Origin of the sequence: Rhodococcus sp. ACT016 (assembly GCF_050477185.1) — a bacterium.
Lineage (GTDB): Bacteria > Actinomycetota > Actinomycetes > Mycobacteriales > Mycobacteriaceae > Prescottella.
The window spans coordinates 2,700,521-2,715,720 of sequence record NZ_JBEAET010000001.1; the positions used below are offsets into that span (position 1 = coordinate 2,700,521).

Consider the following 15,200-nt stretch of genomic DNA (forward strand, 5'->3'; position numbering starts at 1 on the left):
GGTTCCGCGAAAACCGCACGCCCAGTTAGTGTCGCGTCCTGGCGCTGGACGCCCCACCTGTCCAGCCGCGGCGACGTCGAGCAGAGGCGCCGTGGACGGATGGGGGTGGAGGGGCGGTCTGCCGTAACGTCGGGACCCGAATCGTCTGTCCCTCCAGCATCAACTGGCGGCTCCGGCGGCGCAAACGAAGCCCGGACCGCAGCGTACGACACTCGACGCTGGCGTCCCCGCTCGATGACGTGCGCCCGACGAGGTAGTCCCGACCCTCGACGTAGAAGTTCCCATATCTCCCCCGCGGGGGCGTTCTCTCGACGCTTCTTTTCCTTAACGTCGTTGCCGGGCATCTCGGGTTCGCTGTCGTAGGTTCGGGCTGCCTGGGGACGCCGCGGTATGGCTTTATTCTTTTTCGCCGCGCGTATGGCCGGAAGGGAATGGCCGCCGCAGCGTCCTCGACGACTCGACCGCTCATTGAGAGATGCGACGCGATCGCTGTTTAAGGACACGACGGAGAGGTCGTCCGCCAGGCACATGGATCTGGAACGGCAACTGTGAGGAGTGCAGGTGAGACAACTCTGGGCGGGAATCGATGCAGGTAAGAGCCATCACCACTGCGTCGTGATCGACGCCGACGGCACACGTCTGCTTTCCCGGCGGGTCGCCAATGACGAAGCCGAGCTGATCGGGCTGATCGATGCCGTGACCGGTCTTGCGGGTGGTGGTGCGGTGACGTGGGCGATCGATCTCAACAGCGGCGGAGCCGCTTTGGCGATCGCACTGCTGGTCGAACGAGACCAAACCCTGCTCTATCTTCCCGGGCGAATCGTCTATCACGAGTCGGCCGGATACCGGGGTGACGGTAAGACCGACGCCAAGGACGCTGCGATCATCGCCGATCAGGCTCGTATGCGCCGTGACTTGCATCCGATGCGCACTGACGACGAAATCAGTGTCGAGCTGCGGATTCTGACCTCGCACCGCACTGACCTGATGCGGGACCGAACCCGCTCGATCAACCGCCTGCGTTCGTGCTGAGCACCTACTTTCCTGCGCTGGAACGAGCATTGGATGTCAGCAACACCAAAACGGCCCTGATCCTGCTGACCGGTTACCGGACACCCGACGGGTTGAGGCGGATCGGGCAAGCCAGGCTTGAGTCCTGGCTGTGGAAACGCAAGACCTACAACGCCGCCAAAGTCGCGGCCACCGCACTCGAAGCGGCGAATGCTCAGCATGTGCGTGTGCAGGGACAGGACTGCGGCGCCATCAAATCGGAAGAGACCGAACCGGAAGAGGCAGGTGACCCGACGATCTACCGCGGCCCGATCGGTCGGCCCATCAAGATGTCACCCATCCCCAGGGTGGTCGACACGTAGCTCTCTGCGGCACCCGGCGCCTGCAGGGTCGAGGTCAGGGTTTGTGTATCGCAACCCGGCGCGCTCGGCTCGCCATCGATCCTGTCGCCCAGCCAGTTCAGCGCGTCTGCGGCGCCGGTCATGATGAGCGTGGCGTGCAGGCTGATCTCGTCTCGGCGGTAGGTGAGTGGAGTACCGCCCGCGCAGTAAGTGTCGGCCAGGTGATCGACGGTGGCGATCGGAACGATCTCGTCGTTTACGCCGCTGTACAGATAGACGGGAGCCGTGGGTGCAGTGCCGCCGAGTTTCGTCTGCTCGATCGCGGCGGCAACCGCCGGCAGCTGCAACAGTTCCGTCAACGGGACCGTCCAGTAGCCGGTGTTGTCGCGAAAGAGGTTGGTGACCATCGTGGACGCCAGACACTGATCAGACTGCGCGGCCAACGCTGCGCGGCCCGCCGGAGTGAGGCGTGCATCGATCTCGCGTACCGCGTCGGGGAAGACCCGCTGTGCCGACGCGAGAACCAGTGTCTGCAGTCCAGCCCAGAACGTTCCGCCGAGATGGTCGATGACCGGCACAGGATCCGGGGCCGGCGAGCCCAAAGCGAATCCTCGTACATTCAGCTCCGGCGCGTACGAGGGCTGCACCTGCGCAGCCCATGCGGACGCGAGCCCGCCGCCCGAGTAGCCCCACAATCCGACTGGCGTCTGTGTACCGGGAAGTCCCAGCGGAGCGAACTGCTCCGCGGCCCGGATGCCGTCGAGCGCCGCATAACCGGGCTCTCGTGGAGCGCCCATACGCGCTGCGGGCCCTTGGTGATCGGGCACCGAGACCGCCCAGCCCCGTTGGAGAGCCTGTCCGACGAAGGTCATCTCCCCCTGGCTGGTAAAGCTCTCGAGTCCGGATCCGGGCTGCATGGCGACCGAGGGCGCGCACGCGGGATCGAGGCTGTCCGTGGCCATCTGATACGAGAGCAACGGGCGCCCACCGGTGGGCGGTGCGCCGGCAGGCAGGATCACGGTGGTCACCGTCGCCATAGGGTTGCCCGCGAGATCCGTTGTTCGATAGAGAAGTTGCCATGCCTGCGCGTTGAACGGCAAGGCGGAGTAGGACGCCAGCTGTATCGGCCGCTCACGCAGGATGGTGCCGGGCGCTGTCGACTCGAATCCGTCCGGCGCACGATAGAAGTCGTCGGCACTCGGCGATACCGGGGCACCACCCGCGAGCGCAGGGGGCGCGACGGCACCAGCCCACACTGCCACCAAAGTTGAAAACGCCCCCATTGCCGCCAAGATCCTCGATCTGCGCATGGGCCGCAGCGTAGCCACCCGAGGACCAGCTGCGGGGCGTTTCGCACGATGATCGCCATCGAGCCTAGGCGCACCTGAAATGGCGGCAGGGTTACGCTTCGACGCTCCGATTGCCTGCCGAAGCGTCCATCCCACCATCACCTCGACGTTTTCCTGAGTCGCGCGATCCCGCCGGATACCGCGGGGACTTCCCGCGGACAGAGGGTGCTGCAGGTGGGTGTCCTCCATCATCGGGGGAGGCTAGTGGGAGATTTCGGAGGGGATGCGGCTTGCGGCTACCGCGCTGATCGGTGCTCTCGCACTTCAAGTCCCGCGGTCCTGCATCGCCTGTTGCTCCGAAAGAGGAGCGGCCTGGCGGCCGCGCAGTTGACAAACCCTATTGAGATTCCCTTCCATCCACGCGGTCAGTTTTCGGCGTGGACGCCATCCGGTTCTTCGCCGCACACATCCGTTCTCCGGTTTCAGACGATGTGTTATTGCGGAAGAACATGTCCGGTGCCGGTTCCGCTGCGTCCCACCGATCGGCGCTGTCGAGCGAGCGGATTCAGCCGGATCGGCAGCGCCATGCCTGCCTTCCACAAAGTAGCGGCCCGCGACCGAGGCCGGATCCGCGCCTCGCGGCGCATCGCGGCAGCGAACTCGCGGGCGAACCCGTCGACCGGATGCCGAGCGAGTACCGATGCAACGACGGTGGGCGGTAGGTCGTGAACCCGTCGGCCGGTGACGTCGAGGTGCGCCGCGGCGTGCAGCAGCACCGCGACGTCTCCGCTCGTGTGCGGCGACACCACATCCATGTGCCGGACGATCGCCGTTCGGACCGACGCCGCCGCCTGTTCAGTGCCGCCATGATGCACGGTGAACAGGGCCGCCCGGCGTCCACCGAGTTCGGTGAAGCACCCGCACTGTGCGTCGTCGGGCGCACCGAGCCCGACGTCGTGGAGCATGCATGCGACGGTCAGCTCTTCGGGGTCGGGGCGCAGGCCGTCGAGTTCGGCCAGCGCCCAGGCCCATTCGCGGCACCGGAGGCTATGCGTGAGCACAGCCTCCGACAGTGTCGAGCGGGCCTCGTCGAGCGCCTCCCGGCACAGGCGGCTGTCGGGCGGAACCGGTGCCTCCCACCCGGGTGAGGTCGACGGGATTCGTCGGGCCGTACCCGGCAGCGCTCGAGCCTGTTCGAAGGTGGCTTCGAGAATCAGCCGAAACTGCGCGGATCGGCTCAGTTCACCTGTGCGCACAAGGTTCCCCTTCCAGAGCGTCGCGGACGTGGGATCGGGTCAGCTCGAGGATCGCGTCGAGGTCCGTGTCGTTCACCTGCCCGCGCCGCCGCAGCGCGTAGGCGCCGTTGATCGCCGCCCACGCGTGCAGGACCAGGGGCCGTGCAGTGGCCGGCGGCGAGACGACGGAGGCGACGAGGTCGATCAGCTGTCGGGACACTCCCGCCAGCTCGTTGTCTATCCGTCTGCGTGCGTCCCGGACCAGATCGGTGTCGGTGGAGTCCACATCGTGCAGCGACAACAGCCGCAGCGCGAGCGGGTGGGTGCGGTGGAAGTCGATGTAGGCGTCGAACGCGGCGATTGCGCGTCCGGTTTGTGTTCCGTCCCCGTCGACGACGGCAACCATCTCCTTGACGTGTTCACCCGTGAGCTGCCACGCAAGCGCGACATAGATGTCGGCCTTTCCGCCAGGGAAGTTGGCGTAGATCGAGCTGACCGCGACGTCGGCGGCCTCGGCAATCGCTTCGATGGTCGCGGCGCGGTACCCCACGTGGCCGAACAGCTCCTGCGCCGCGGCGAGCACCGCGGCCATTGTGCGGCGTCTTCTTCTGTCCTTGGGCGGATCCAGCATCATGGAGTTATCGTAGTCTCATTCCGTTTTCGATATCGAGTTCCGAAAAGAGGATGTCATGACCACAGGGTTCGACACCGCCCCCGCCACCGGATCGGACGCGATGCGGCTGTTCCTGCCGCAGTCGCCGTTCGTGCAGCACCTCGGGATCACACTTGTCGAGATAGCCGAAGGCCAGGCGCGACTGCGGATGCCGTTCCGTCCCGAACTGGTGACGGTCGGCGAGATGGTCCACGGCGGCGCACTCGGCGCATGCGTCGACATCGGCATCATGGCCGCCGCGTGGGCAGGCGAACGGATCCCCGACAAGCTACGCGGCGTTACCGTGTCGATGTCGGTGGAGTTCCTCGAGCCGGCGCAGGCCGAATCCGTGGACATCGTCGGCACGCGCGTCCGGCAGGGCCGTCGGCTGAGCACGTGCGCCGTGGACATCGTCACCACCGATACCGGTCGGCTGATCGCGAAGGGGCTCGGCACGTATCAGGTGGGTTGAGCGCTCTCCCGTCGGCCCGATCGCGAGGGGGCACCGATAACGACCGCGCGTCCACGTGCCAGAACTCGTCAGCACACGCGCAACCTCTTCTCTCTGACTGACGCGATGGATGCTGCGACGGCACCCTGCGGTTGAGTGATCGCGAAATCGCACTCCTCAACGTCGAGTTCAGCTGATGCTGATGGTCTTCCGGAACCTCATTCCGCAGCGAGAACCTGCTCATCACCACGCTGTTTCATGCCTTAGTCAATTCGAGGCCGACGGCGTTCGGGATACCGGCGGCCGAGAGCCGCTGCTCTGGACGTCGAAGGCAGCCGGCGCAGCGTGGCGCGGCATGCTCGTCGACCACATCGCCACCGGCGAAACCGAGCGGACCGATGCTGCAGCTCGTCTGATGATCGAGATGGCCACACGCCCAACAGAGACGTGACCGGTGTAGAGCGAACGTTGCGACGACGGTCGACTACCGACCTACGTTCGCTCAGCCGAATTCAACTCGCCGCGAAGCCTCCGGCGACGAGTGCCAGAGGCCGTCGAAGCGGCAGCGATTATTGCCACCACGACCTGATCCCCAGGCGCCCTGTCGGCGAGACAACGCCAGTTCAGTTGACATCAGCGGACGACCGAGCACATAGACCGGTACCGCAACCGAGATGCTCTCGAGCAACACCCTGGCCGTCAGTACCGAATTATGACTGGCCAAGGGACAGCTCATCCTCACCATCGCCTACCCAGAGTTCGGGATAGAGATCGCCGACATCTTGCTCGTTGCGTCCCAGTTCGCGCCGGAATTGTCGACACTCGGCACAGTTGACCAGCACCAAAGCGCCCGGCTAGCGGACGAGTGCGATCCCGATGCCAGGGCCGCCGTCCGGTACCCGAACGAGAGGGCTGTTCCACCACGTTTGCTGCGTCGCGTCGTACGTGAGTCTCTGGAAGGGGTCCGGGGTTGCGGGTGGGCGCACGTTGACCACGATCGGTTCCTTGTCCTGGTGGACGACGGCGAAGCGGTCTGGCGCGGTGGCACCGACCCCGACGAACTTCGTTGTCGGCGAGTTCAGGGCGTCGATCTCGTAGACGCGCCGGTACTCGGTCGCGTAGATCGTGCCCATCTTCGTTGCGTTGACGATGACGTCTTGAATGGCCTCGTAGATCGGGAATCCCGCGTTGCGGGCAGCGATCAGTGTCTGAGTGGTTATTCCCTGTGGGGCGACGCTGGCTGCCGCACTGAGCGGCGCCAGCGGATCTGCGTTCGTCGTGGCTGCTGCAGGCACAGCCCCACCCACGACCGCCGCTACGGAAATGGTGGTTGCAGTGAGTAATTGCCTCAACCTACGTGCCTTCATGATGTTCTCCCCTAGTTGTTGTGGCATCGAGTGGCAGCGAGGGACGATCGCTCCCTCCGCAGTTCGCCCCTTTGAGGCCTCGTCACGTTGCCTGACTTCGCTACGGACCCTCTACCGAGGAGGGCCGCGCCGAATCTGCGAATGAGTCCTGTTTGACGACTGGCGTACACGACAAGGAACCCTTCACGGCCCGGAAGAGGAAGGCCCCCTTGTCAGCTCCCGAACGGGATGGTGATGCTCCCAGTCCCGGGCTGGGGCGCGGTGGCGTTCACGGGCAGGGACAGAACCTGCCTGTGTCCGGAGTCGCCGATGTAGACGCAGTCGATTCCTGGGCTCCGGCAGGGAGTTTGAACAGCCTCTTGGTGTACATGTCGCTGACGTAGACGTCGCCGCCGCCGACCGCGATCTGGACGGGCCCGCCGTCCAGACCACTGAACGGTAGCTCGCGCGGGGGTCGACGCACCCGCGGGGGTCGACGCACCCGCGGGCAGTTCGAGGACTCGCTGGTTGAAGGTGTCTGCGACGTAGACGTTGCCGTGTTCGACAGCGAGGCCCAACGGTTGTTGCAGCCCGGCGAACGGTAGAACCGTCGGCGTCGACTGTCCGGCGGCCAGGAGGAGTACCCGGTCCTGGTCGAGGACGTACACGTCGCCGGCCTCGACTGCGACGGCCCGCACCTCGGTGAGCTGGCCGAGCGGCAGAACCGACGGCGTGGAGGCGCCGGCGGGAAGAACGAGAACCTCCTTGGCGGTGGCACTGTTGTTCGCTACGTAGACAGCACCGTTCTCGGCGGCGACACCGACGAGGTAATCGGCCGTCGGAAACGCGAACGCCGTCTGCCCCGGTATCGGTACCCCGATGTCGAGAAGGAGGGACTGAACGGCCATCCCGGCATCGACGAGCGGATCCGTCTCCGCCGGAGCCGATCCCACTCCCGCGACGACTACCGCGGCCGCAACGCCGACGGCACACTTCTTCACAACGGCCATGCTTCCCCCTCGGTCGAATGGACCACCCCTGGTGTGCGGGACGCTAGCCGCATGGGCGACCTGCACATCGCCAATGTCGTTGTGCGGTCGTCGATTGTTACCGCCTCTTGAACGATCGCGACGTGCCCCCGCCTGTTGTTGACCGCTGGACACCGTGGCCAGTCCACAGATGCGCAGTGCCGCCGCCCCCGCCGATGCGCTCTACGGGTTAGCTGTCAGAAGTTGAAGTAACCGACACCGGCGCAATTCGACGCACACATGGTCGGTGTGCTGACGAATCTCCATTGGACGTTCGGGTCGGTGCCGCGGGGATCCCAAGTCGCGATCGGTCCTGCGATCCCAGTCGGGAGGACTCCGAACGTCTCTGGGGGCCGTTGCCCGAGGACCACGTACTTCGTCGATGGCGACAACAGCGAACTACGTTCGGTGACAACATGATAGAAGACAGTCGGATTCGAATACCACGGCGGCTTTTGCGACCCTGCGGCTTCGACAATCGGTAGCCCAGCATCGAATGCGGTCTCGAGGGCCGCCCCAGTCAGGCCAGCCGACAGCGAGGATCCCGAAGAGAGCGGCGGCGGTGCCGACGGCGGATTGGCCCCTGCCGCTGGCGCCGCCACAATTCCGATCCCCATTGTCAGCGCACACAGCGCCAGAATCCGCCGATTGGTCATCGCCATTCCATTCCCCCTGAACGTGATCGAAATTCCAAGTCATACATCATGTGTCAACGAGTGAACCCTTGCCGGCTCCACTCCAGGAACTGAGAGTCACACGACGCCCCTGCCCCGCATCTCGCCTCCCAGCCGACGGTCGTTACAGCGCCCCGCACCAGATTGTGGCCGCCATCGACCCTAGAGATGCGCGACGCTACGAAGCTCTCCCCTGACACTCCAGATCCAGATAGCCTTATCGAACGGTTGGGACGACACTCGCGGAGTAATGCCTCGTGTATCCACGTGATTGGTTCGGTCAGGGCTGGATGTGGATGCTGCCCATACCTGAGTTCTGGCAGCGGATCCTGTACAACACGTTTGGGTGCGACAGGGGTGGTCACTGTCCCTGATTGTCCCGTCCGACTTCGGCGGGCGCTGACCCTAAACACCCGAGAGGTGATCGCGATGGATTCATGGGTATGGTTCGTCCCATTTCTCACAGATCACGTGCGACTGTGGCTCATCAGCGTGCTGCCATGTTCGCTTGGTGGCCGGTGTAACTAGTTGTCTGTTGCCACAATTCCCTTGCTGACCTTCTTTGCCGTCCTGTTTGACGACCGGCAGCAAGTCGGACTGGGTTGCGCAAGATCCGACGCGATTCGATCTGTTCGTTCCGCCTATTGCTGGTCGGCTTCAGCTCGAAACCGTATGGCGAGGTCGTCGTATTGGGACTCGCTGATGCGGACGAGTCCGGAGACAACGGATGCCCGATTCTCGGCCCGGAAGTCAAGGGCAGGCATACCACCACATTGGAGGGGCCAGATCAATCGAATCGAGTGGGTACGCTGATGCACGTGCCGCCATCTGGACAAGTGGACAAAGAGGTCGACGGGCGCCGCCTGCGCTATGCCGGTCGCCGTGACGACCTTCTGAATGCCATCACGAATTACGTTATCGAGAACGGCGTCTCCGGGCTGTCGATGCGCCCGCTCGCGAAGGATATCGGAGTGTCGCACGCGTCACTCCTCCATCACTTCGGCACCAAGGAGAATCTCCTCGCCGAGGTCATCGAGAACATGCGGCGGGAGACGATCCCGCCTGCATTGATCTCCGGCACCGCGGACGACCCCGTCGCACTACTGACGCAGTGGTGGACCGAGCGTACGGCGGAACCGGTCCTGCGCCGGTACCGGGTCATGCTCGAGATCTACGTCCAGGCGGTGCTCGAGCCCGACCGTTACGACCGCTTCCTCGACCAGTTCGTCGGACAGTGGGTCGCTGCACTCGAGAACGGGCTGCGCCGCGCTGGATGTCCGGACGCGCACGTCACCCCGGAAGCGACCCTCATCCTCGCCCAAGTGCGGGGGCTGTGTCTCGATCTGTTGGGCACTGGTGACCGTGACCGGGTCGACGCGGCCTTCGCGCTCCTCCGCGACTGGCTCGCCGCCCGTATCGAACAGTGGCGCGGCGCTCGCGGCTGACTTGCGGATCGCCGCGGAACCCCTCACGTCGGCACCTCGTAGCCAGATTGCTTGACCGTTCGGTCAACCTACTTTAGGGTCTGTGTGCTGGCAGGGTGACCTGGCACACTCCGCGTCCAGCCGTCCATTTCCGGTGTCGTCCTGCGTGATTCGCGCGCGACATGGCAGCGAGGAGAAGAAGTGTCCAGTCGACTAAGAAGATTTCTGCTGGCGGCGAGCACTGCCGCCACCGTGGTGGCAGGCGCCGCCGCGCCGGCGGCGGCAGCCACCGGGAACGAAGCCCCTGGATCAGTGACGCATGTCCAGGACCTGCCGGCCGACCGCTGGCTACCCGGGATCGCGAAGGCCTCGTTGCTGACGTACTGGTCGCAGGGCCCGCAGGATGCGCCGATGCTCAGTACCGGTGTCCTCTACCTCCCGGAGGGCAACGCTCCCGCGGGTGGGTGGCCCGTCGTCTCGTACGCGCACGGCACTGTCGGCGTGGCCGATCAGTGTGCGCCGTCGTCCAACCCGCCGCTGGACCGAACCGTACGGAGTTTCGGCCACTGGCTGTCGCAGGGCTACGCCGTCGTCGCAACCGACTACGTCGGCCTCGGCACACCCGGCGTGCACCCCTACCTCGATGGCCGCTCGGCCGCACACAGCGTCATCGACATTGTGCGCGCCGCCCGGTCGACCGAGCCGTCGCTGTCCGACAAGTGGGTAGCGATGGGACAGTCCCAGGGCGGGCAAGCGACGATGTTCACCGCCCGCCTGGCCACCGAGTACGCGCCCGAACTCGACTACCGCGGCGCTGTCGCAACCGGCGTGCCCTCCAACATCGAGAACCTGCTGCCGCTCGGCGGCCCCGCCTTCCCCAAGCTGCCGCTCAAGGGCACCACGGTCTACATCGCCAACGTGCTCGACGGCCTGCGCGCCGCCCGGCCCGACCTCGACGTCGACTCGTACCTGACCCCGCTCGGCAAGACCATCCTCGACGACGTCGAACACGACCTCTGCTACTCGGACGCGCGGACGAAGTACGCGGATGTCTCCATCGGCCAGCTGCTCTCGAGGCCCTTGGACGCGACGATCGTCGGAGCTGCCCGTGACATCCTCACCGTTCCGACGAGCGGCTACGACAGGCCGATCTTCATCGGCCAGGGGCTCCAGGACATTGACGTCCCCGCTCCGTTGACGCTGAAGCTGGCCGCCGACCTCGCCCTCAACGGCGTCGACTTCGCGTTCCACACCTATCCGACCGATCATCTCGGCACGGTGCCGGCGTCGGAGAAGGACAGCACCCCGTTCGTCGCGGCGCTGTTCGCGGGGGAAGAGCCCTGCACCGGCAGTTCCTGCTCGGGTTCGAGCTAGAAGCGGACCGCCGATAGGACGCCACGGTGACGGTGGACTCGAGCACCGTCACCGCGGCGGCTGTCTCTCGCCGGAACTAAAACCCAAGCAGCAGATGGGGAATCGGCGTCAACCATCCGGACATGATCAGATTCACGGCACCCGAGATTCGCCGCCTGCTCGCGCGTCTGATCCTGCGACACGCCCACCCCGGCAGCCACGGCCGCGGCAGAGCGTGCTGCGCCCGGAACCGGCTCTTGCGGGCGCCCCCACCATGGCGCCGATGAGAAGACCGGAGACGCCTCCGGACAGCGCGCCGAGGATGGAGAACAGCATCAGCAGCGACAGTCGGTTCTCGATGCCCCCAGTGCCCGTCCCTGCCGACGATGTACTCGGCAGTTCCGCGCGTTGAGCGCGCAGGGTGGCCACGCCCCTGTCACCGGTTCACTTCAGGTGCCGGTACAGCGTCGTGCGCCCCACGCCGAGGATCTCGGCGATCTCGAGCTGGCTCATGCCGTTGTTCCGCATGAGTTTTGCCTGCTTGATCTTCTTCGATGTCATCTTCGGCCGGCTCCCGCAGGCCCGGCCGCGCGCCCGGGCGGCGGAGGTGCGTTCACGAATGAGGTTGCGTTCGATCATGTGGACAGATTGTCCTGCGACGCTGTCTCGCGACGCGCCGCTGGAGCTATTGAGGCTCCGGTCCCTGTCGGCAACCGGAGGCGGACTAAGCTGCTGGGCGATGCCTGTCACTATGCCGCGCGATCTTCCCGCCAGGGCCATCCTGGAGGCGGAGCGAATCTTTGTCATGTCCGACGAGCGTGCTGGACATCAGGATATTCGCCCTATGCGGATCGCCATCTTGAATCTGATGCCGATGAAGGTCAGCACCGAGACGCAGCTGCTGCGGTTGCTCAGCAATACTCCTCTGCAGATCGAGATCACCCTGCTGCACATGGCCAGCCATGTCTCGCGTACCACCTCTGCCGAGCACCTCGAATCGTTCTACTCAACTTTCGATGACGTGGCCCATATGCACTTCGACGGCCTCATCATTACCGGGGCGCCGATCGAGAAACTCGACTTCGAGGACGTCGACTACTGGCCGGAGATGACCAAGATCCTTGACTGGACCCGCAGCGCCGTGCAGTCGACTCTGCACGTCTGCTGGGGTGCGCAGGCGGCCCTCTACCACCACTACGGTGTCCGCAAACACGAAGTCCCACAGAAACTCTCCGGTGTATTCTCCCATCGGATCACTGGCGCGCGGTCGCCGATCGTCACCGGGTTCGACGACGAGTTCCTAGCGCCGCACTCACGGCACACCGATGTCCACGCCGCCGACATCGAGGCCACCGGTGAGGTCGACGTGTTGGCGGTGAGCGAGGAGGCCGGGGTCTACCTGGCAGCCACCGCGGACGGCCGCCAGGTCTTCGTGACCGGTCACCCGGAATATGACGCAGACACCTTGGCACGTGAATACCGCCGCGACAGCGAGCAAGGACTGCCGGTCCCAGCTCCGGCGCACTACTTCCCCAGCGACGATCCCACCGCCATCCCGCTCAACCGATGGCGCGGCCACGGGCACTTGCTGTACACCAACTGGCTAAACTACTGCGTCTACCAGGAGACACCGTTCATTCCAGGCGAGGCCTGACCGGCTGAGCCAGTTCCGTCAACAATTCCGACGCTTGCTCGCCACTATGGGTCCTTCCGTCGGTTCCGGTGTTCGGAGGCGACGGTAGGAATCCGCGGGGGCGGTGTTTCAGCACTACGGAGGCGAAAGAGCCCCCGCCACGTTGAAGCTGTCGAATGCAGGATGTCGCGCCGCAGGCGGCCGACTCCTTCGTCACGAAATACGCATGACGGCGGTCCACTCGGGCATCGAGAGGTGCGCCGCGGTGCTCACGCCGACGGGCGTCTCGCGACGACGGCGAAGTTGAGCGGAATCCGGGGCACACCTGGCCGCAGCTCCCAGCCTTGCCTGCAGGGCACGAGATCGTCGAACGCCGGCCAGTCCATGTACGGCAGCTCGGACAGGGCCTCGATCACGAGACCGGCCTCGAGGAGGGCCCCGACGACCTCGCCGAGATCGTGCCGCCATTCGTAGTTTCCAACCTGATTGATCTGACCTGCCGAGTTCTCGGTGTATGAGCCCGAATCGTCGTAGGTGCGATACCCATCGCCACCGAGATAGTCGTCGCTGATCGACCAGGGTTCATGGTCCATCGACCCCAGGATCGGGTGGTCGTCGCGGATCATGAACACCCCACCCGGCTCGAGAAGATCGTGGATCGACCGCGCCCAGTCGCCGAGCTCTGGCAGCCACACGATCGTGCCCGCACTCGTGACGACGACGTCGAAGCGGCGGTCGACCAAAGTCGACGCGAAGCGCACATCGCCTTCCACCCAACGAATTTCGCGTCCGTCCTCGCTTGCAATCCGGCTCGCGTGTCTCAACGAGTTGGGCGACAGATCGACGCCGTGCACGTCCACCGCCCCGAGTCGCGCCCACGAGATCGTGTCGGTCCCGATGTGACACTGCAGGTGAAGGAGACTTCGGCCGCGGATGCCAGTTCCTGACAGATGCGGTTCGAGAATCGACAGGTCGTTGCGGACAACCGTCGAGATGGATTCCTGGTCGGCGAGGAAACCCTCGACGCCGTACATCAGGGAGCGGGCATGGACATCCGCCCGCTCGTCCCAGTTTGCGCGGTTGGCGGCAATGGCCTCAGCGATGTGCATGACGGGTCCCTCTCGACAGTTCACGGTCCCCGGTGTGTACCACACGACTGACGGCCGTGCGCACCCATTTTCGCTCCCTCTACTGACATCACCGCAGGTCAGCAGAGAAACGCTCGACAGCCGAAACAGGCTCATGATCCGACACGCGGACCCGCTGAAGAACTGGCAGTGTGTGTGGGCCGCACACTCGTCAGCACCGCTGTCGTCCCGCTCGCTCCGCTCGGTGCGCAGTAGCTGACGTGCTGAAAGCGAAGGAGTGTGTTGAAAGTTCACTCTGCCGCGAGAAGCGGCGGAACTTACTCACTGCGATCCCTGTAATTCCCAGTACTTCAGGCACGACGATGCGGGTAGCTTGTCAGGCACGACGATGCGGGTAGCTTGTCGTCCGTGACCGGACACGTGATCATCCTGACCGGCCCACCCGGGGCCGGCAAATCCACTCTCGCCGCGAAGCTTGCCTCCTGTTACAGCAAGGGCGTTCATCTGCACACGGACGACTTCTGGCATTACATCGTCTCGGGTGCGATACCCCCGTACGATCCCGCGTCTGATGCGCAGAACCAGACCGTCATGGATGTGATCGCAGGCGCCGCCTATACCTATGCACTCGGCGGCTTCGCCACTGTGATCGACGGAATCGTGGGGCCGTGGATGCTCGACCACTTCCGGACCCGAGCAGCACAGTACCCGGAGCTCGCGGTCCACTACGTGGTGCTCCGGCCGCAGCGCAACATCACGCTGAAGCGAGCCCAAGCCCGAACCGCGCCTAGCGCCTTGATCGACGAGGAGCCGATCCTCTCCATGTGGGATCAATTCTCCGACCTCGGTGAGTTCGAAAACCATGTACTCGACACCTCGGGCGAAACCGAAGAACGCAGTATGCGACGGGCGGCGGAGGCCATTCTCGATGGCCGCTTTCGACTGCTTGCTGGGTAGCCCCTCGAGCTCATGGCGTCGGTGATACCAGTGCGGAGTTGGATTGCTGGTGGCCGGTTCCCGGCGACAGTGGGGAGCCCACGGCAGTTGTGGTGGATGGGGCAACCGACAGGTGTTTGGTTCCTCATCCCACCCCCATACGGCAGGGACACTCATACCTCGTGCATCAACCGACCATCGAGAGCCGGGGCAGGGCAACAGATGTCAACAACGTCGTGTCCCGCACCAGCTAGTCCTCGTCGTCTTCGTCGCCCTCGCCGTCGAGGCGAGCCTCGAGTTCCGCGATCTCCCCGCGAACGGCCTCGATGACCTCCGGGTCGTCTTCCCAGAGCTCACGGAACTCCGACTCCGGCTCGGCTCGATCATGTCGGTGAGCATCTCGACCCCCCGTTCGAGGTGACCGTCGAGGCGCTCGAGATCGCCGGGCCAAACCGTGCTGTGCCGGAGCACGGCGAGCAGGTAGCACGCGGCGCGCACCCGATCGTAATCGTCGTCGTATTCGAGGGCATCGCCGATGCGCGCATCAATGTCGATGCCCGCGAAGACGTCTCCAAACCAGTCGGCCGCCGCATCGTTGTGCCACGGCGCGCTTGCCCATGCTCCCATGCGTTTCGCCCTTCGCCTCGCCCGGCGGATCCGCGCCGTGTGTCATATCCTATTGCTTCTTGTGCACGGGCCCAGTCTGGCCGCATAGTCGGTTGGCATCCCTCCGTCGCCG

14 protein-coding genes and 1 pseudogene are annotated in these 15,200 nt (G+C 64.9%); 7 read left to right on the top strand and 8 right to left on the bottom strand.

What is annotated here, in order from left to right; genetic code table 11:
- Window positions 1-561 precede the first annotated feature (561 nt).
- Window positions 562-1,262 (top strand): annotated as a pseudogene (locus ACQ5DX_RS12460) (IS110 family transposase); the annotation flags it as partial.
- Window positions 1,263-1,309: 47 nt separating this feature from the next.
- Here ACQ5DX_RS12460 and ACQ5DX_RS12465 read toward each other — a convergent pair.
- From ACQ5DX_RS12465 to ACQ5DX_RS12475, 3 genes are all read right to left on the bottom strand, one after another.
- Window positions 1,310-2,893, bottom strand: coding sequence for a lipase family protein (locus tag ACQ5DX_RS12465; protein WP_430332922.1), 1,584 nt, complete (start codon window positions 2,891-2,893; stop codon window positions 1,310-1,312).
- A gap of 242 nt (window positions 2,894-3,135) precedes the next feature.
- Entirely contained in the window at window positions 3,136-3,897 is a 762-nt protein-coding gene (locus tag ACQ5DX_RS12470; RefSeq protein ID WP_430332923.1) for an HD domain-containing protein, read from the bottom strand.
- Window positions 3,884-4,510, bottom strand: coding sequence for a TetR/AcrR family transcriptional regulator (locus ACQ5DX_RS12475; protein WP_430332924.1), 627 nt, complete (start codon window positions 4,508-4,510; stop codon window positions 3,884-3,886). The genes ACQ5DX_RS12470 and ACQ5DX_RS12475 overlap by 14 nt, the downstream gene beginning before the upstream one ends.
- A gap of 55 nt (window positions 4,511-4,565) precedes the next feature.
- On the opposite strand from ACQ5DX_RS12475, the gene ACQ5DX_RS12480 reads away from it, so the two are divergent.
- On the top strand, window positions 4,566-5,000 hold the full coding sequence (locus ACQ5DX_RS12480) for a PaaI family thioesterase (protein WP_430332925.1): 435 nt from the start codon (window positions 4,566-4,568) through the stop codon (window positions 4,998-5,000).
- 175 nt (window positions 5,001-5,175) lie between these two features.
- Complete coding sequence (locus tag ACQ5DX_RS12485; RefSeq protein WP_430332926.1) at window positions 5,176-5,430, top strand: hypothetical protein; 255 nt, start codon at window positions 5,176-5,178, stop codon at window positions 5,428-5,430.
- A gap of 403 nt (window positions 5,431-5,833) precedes the next feature.
- Here the strand turns inward: ACQ5DX_RS12485 and ACQ5DX_RS12490 are convergent, their stop codons facing one another.
- Together ACQ5DX_RS12490 and ACQ5DX_RS12495 are read right to left on the bottom strand one after the other, a co-directional pair.
- Window positions 5,834-6,274, bottom strand: a complete 441-nt coding sequence (locus tag ACQ5DX_RS12490) for a hypothetical protein (protein WP_430332927.1) — start codon at window positions 6,272-6,274, stop codon at window positions 5,834-5,836.
- A 284-nt stretch (window positions 6,275-6,558) separates the two neighbouring features.
- On the bottom strand, window positions 6,559-7,335 hold the full coding sequence (locus ACQ5DX_RS12495; RefSeq protein WP_430332928.1) for a hypothetical protein: 777 nt from the start codon (window positions 7,333-7,335) through the stop codon (window positions 6,559-6,561).
- Between the two features lie 1,510 nt (window positions 7,336-8,845).
- Between ACQ5DX_RS12495 and ACQ5DX_RS12500 the strand changes: the two genes are divergently transcribed.
- Together ACQ5DX_RS12500 and ACQ5DX_RS12505 are read left to right on the top strand one after the other, a co-directional pair.
- Entirely contained in the window at window positions 8,846-9,472 is a 627-nt protein-coding gene (locus tag ACQ5DX_RS12500) for a TetR/AcrR family transcriptional regulator (RefSeq protein WP_430332929.1), read from the top strand.
- 180 nt (window positions 9,473-9,652) lie between these two features.
- Complete coding sequence (locus ACQ5DX_RS12505; RefSeq protein ID WP_430332930.1) at window positions 9,653-10,825, top strand: lipase family protein; 1,173 nt, start codon at window positions 9,653-9,655, stop codon at window positions 10,823-10,825.
- A gap of 423 nt (window positions 10,826-11,248) precedes the next feature.
- Here ACQ5DX_RS12505 and ACQ5DX_RS12510 read toward each other — a convergent pair whose 3' ends face one another.
- Complete coding sequence (locus ACQ5DX_RS12510) at window positions 11,249-11,443, bottom strand: helix-turn-helix domain-containing protein (protein ID WP_430332931.1); 195 nt, start codon at window positions 11,441-11,443, stop codon at window positions 11,249-11,251.
- Window positions 11,444-11,543: 100 nt separating this feature from the next.
- Here ACQ5DX_RS12510 and metA point away from each other — a divergent pair, with 100 nt between their 5' ends.
- Window positions 11,544-12,458, top strand: a complete 915-nt coding sequence (gene metA / locus ACQ5DX_RS12515) for a homoserine O-acetyltransferase MetA (protein WP_430332932.1) — start codon at window positions 11,544-11,546, stop codon at window positions 12,456-12,458.
- 248 nt (window positions 12,459-12,706) lie between these two features.
- Here metA and ACQ5DX_RS12520 read toward each other — a convergent pair whose 3' ends face one another.
- On the bottom strand, window positions 12,707-13,546 hold the full coding sequence (locus tag ACQ5DX_RS12520; RefSeq protein ID WP_430332933.1) for a class I SAM-dependent methyltransferase: 840 nt from the start codon (window positions 13,544-13,546) through the stop codon (window positions 12,707-12,709).
- 387 nt (window positions 13,547-13,933) lie between these two features.
- On the opposite strand from ACQ5DX_RS12520, the gene ACQ5DX_RS12525 reads away from it, so the two are divergent.
- Window positions 13,934-14,482: an AAA family ATPase gene (locus ACQ5DX_RS12525; RefSeq protein ID WP_430332934.1), complete on the top strand. Its 549-nt coding sequence runs from the start codon at window positions 13,934-13,936 to the stop codon at window positions 14,480-14,482.
- Between the two features lie 204 nt (window positions 14,483-14,686).
- Here the strand turns inward: ACQ5DX_RS12525 and ACQ5DX_RS12530 are convergent, their stop codons facing one another.
- The gene (locus tag ACQ5DX_RS12530; RefSeq protein ID WP_430332935.1) at window positions 14,687-15,088 is read right to left on the bottom strand and encodes a hypothetical protein; all 402 of its coding nucleotides are present in this window, start codon (window positions 15,086-15,088) and stop codon (window positions 14,687-14,689) included.
- Window positions 15,089-15,200: the final 112 nt, after the last annotated feature.

What these genes read in the sequence shown, in the direction of transcription:
- ACQ5DX_RS12465 (WP_430332922.1), bottom strand. Translation starts at nt 2,893, where the DNA reads ATGATGGAGGACACCCACCTGCAGCACCCTCTGTCCGCGGGAAGTCCC.
- ACQ5DX_RS12475 (WP_430332924.1), bottom strand. Translation starts at nt 4,510, where the DNA reads ATGATGCTGGATCCGCCCAAGGACAGAAGAAGACGCCGCACAATGGCC.
- ACQ5DX_RS12480 (WP_430332925.1), top strand. Translation starts at nt 4,566, where the DNA reads ATGACCACAGGGTTCGACACCGCCCCCGCCACCGGATCGGACGCGATG.
- ACQ5DX_RS12485 (WP_430332926.1), top strand. Translation starts at nt 5,176, where the DNA reads ATGCTGATGGTCTTCCGGAACCTCATTCCGCAGCGAGAACCTGCTCAT.
- ACQ5DX_RS12495 (WP_430332928.1), bottom strand. Translation starts at nt 7,335, where the DNA reads ATGGCCGTTGTGAAGAAGTGTGCCGTCGGCGTTGCGGCCGCGGTAGTC.
- ACQ5DX_RS12510 (WP_430332931.1), bottom strand. Translation starts at nt 11,443, where the DNA reads ATGATCGAACGCAACCTCATTCGTGAACGCACCTCCGCCGCCCGGGCG.
- metA (WP_430332932.1), top strand. Translation starts at nt 11,544, where the DNA reads ATGCCTGTCACTATGCCGCGCGATCTTCCCGCCAGGGCCATCCTGGAG.
- ACQ5DX_RS12520 (WP_430332933.1), bottom strand. Translation starts at nt 13,546, where the DNA reads ATGCACATCGCTGAGGCCATTGCCGCCAACCGCGCAAACTGGGACGAG.
- ACQ5DX_RS12530 (WP_430332935.1), bottom strand. Translation starts at nt 15,088, where the DNA reads ATGGGAGCATGGGCAAGCGCGCCGTGGCACAACGATGCGGCGGCCGAC.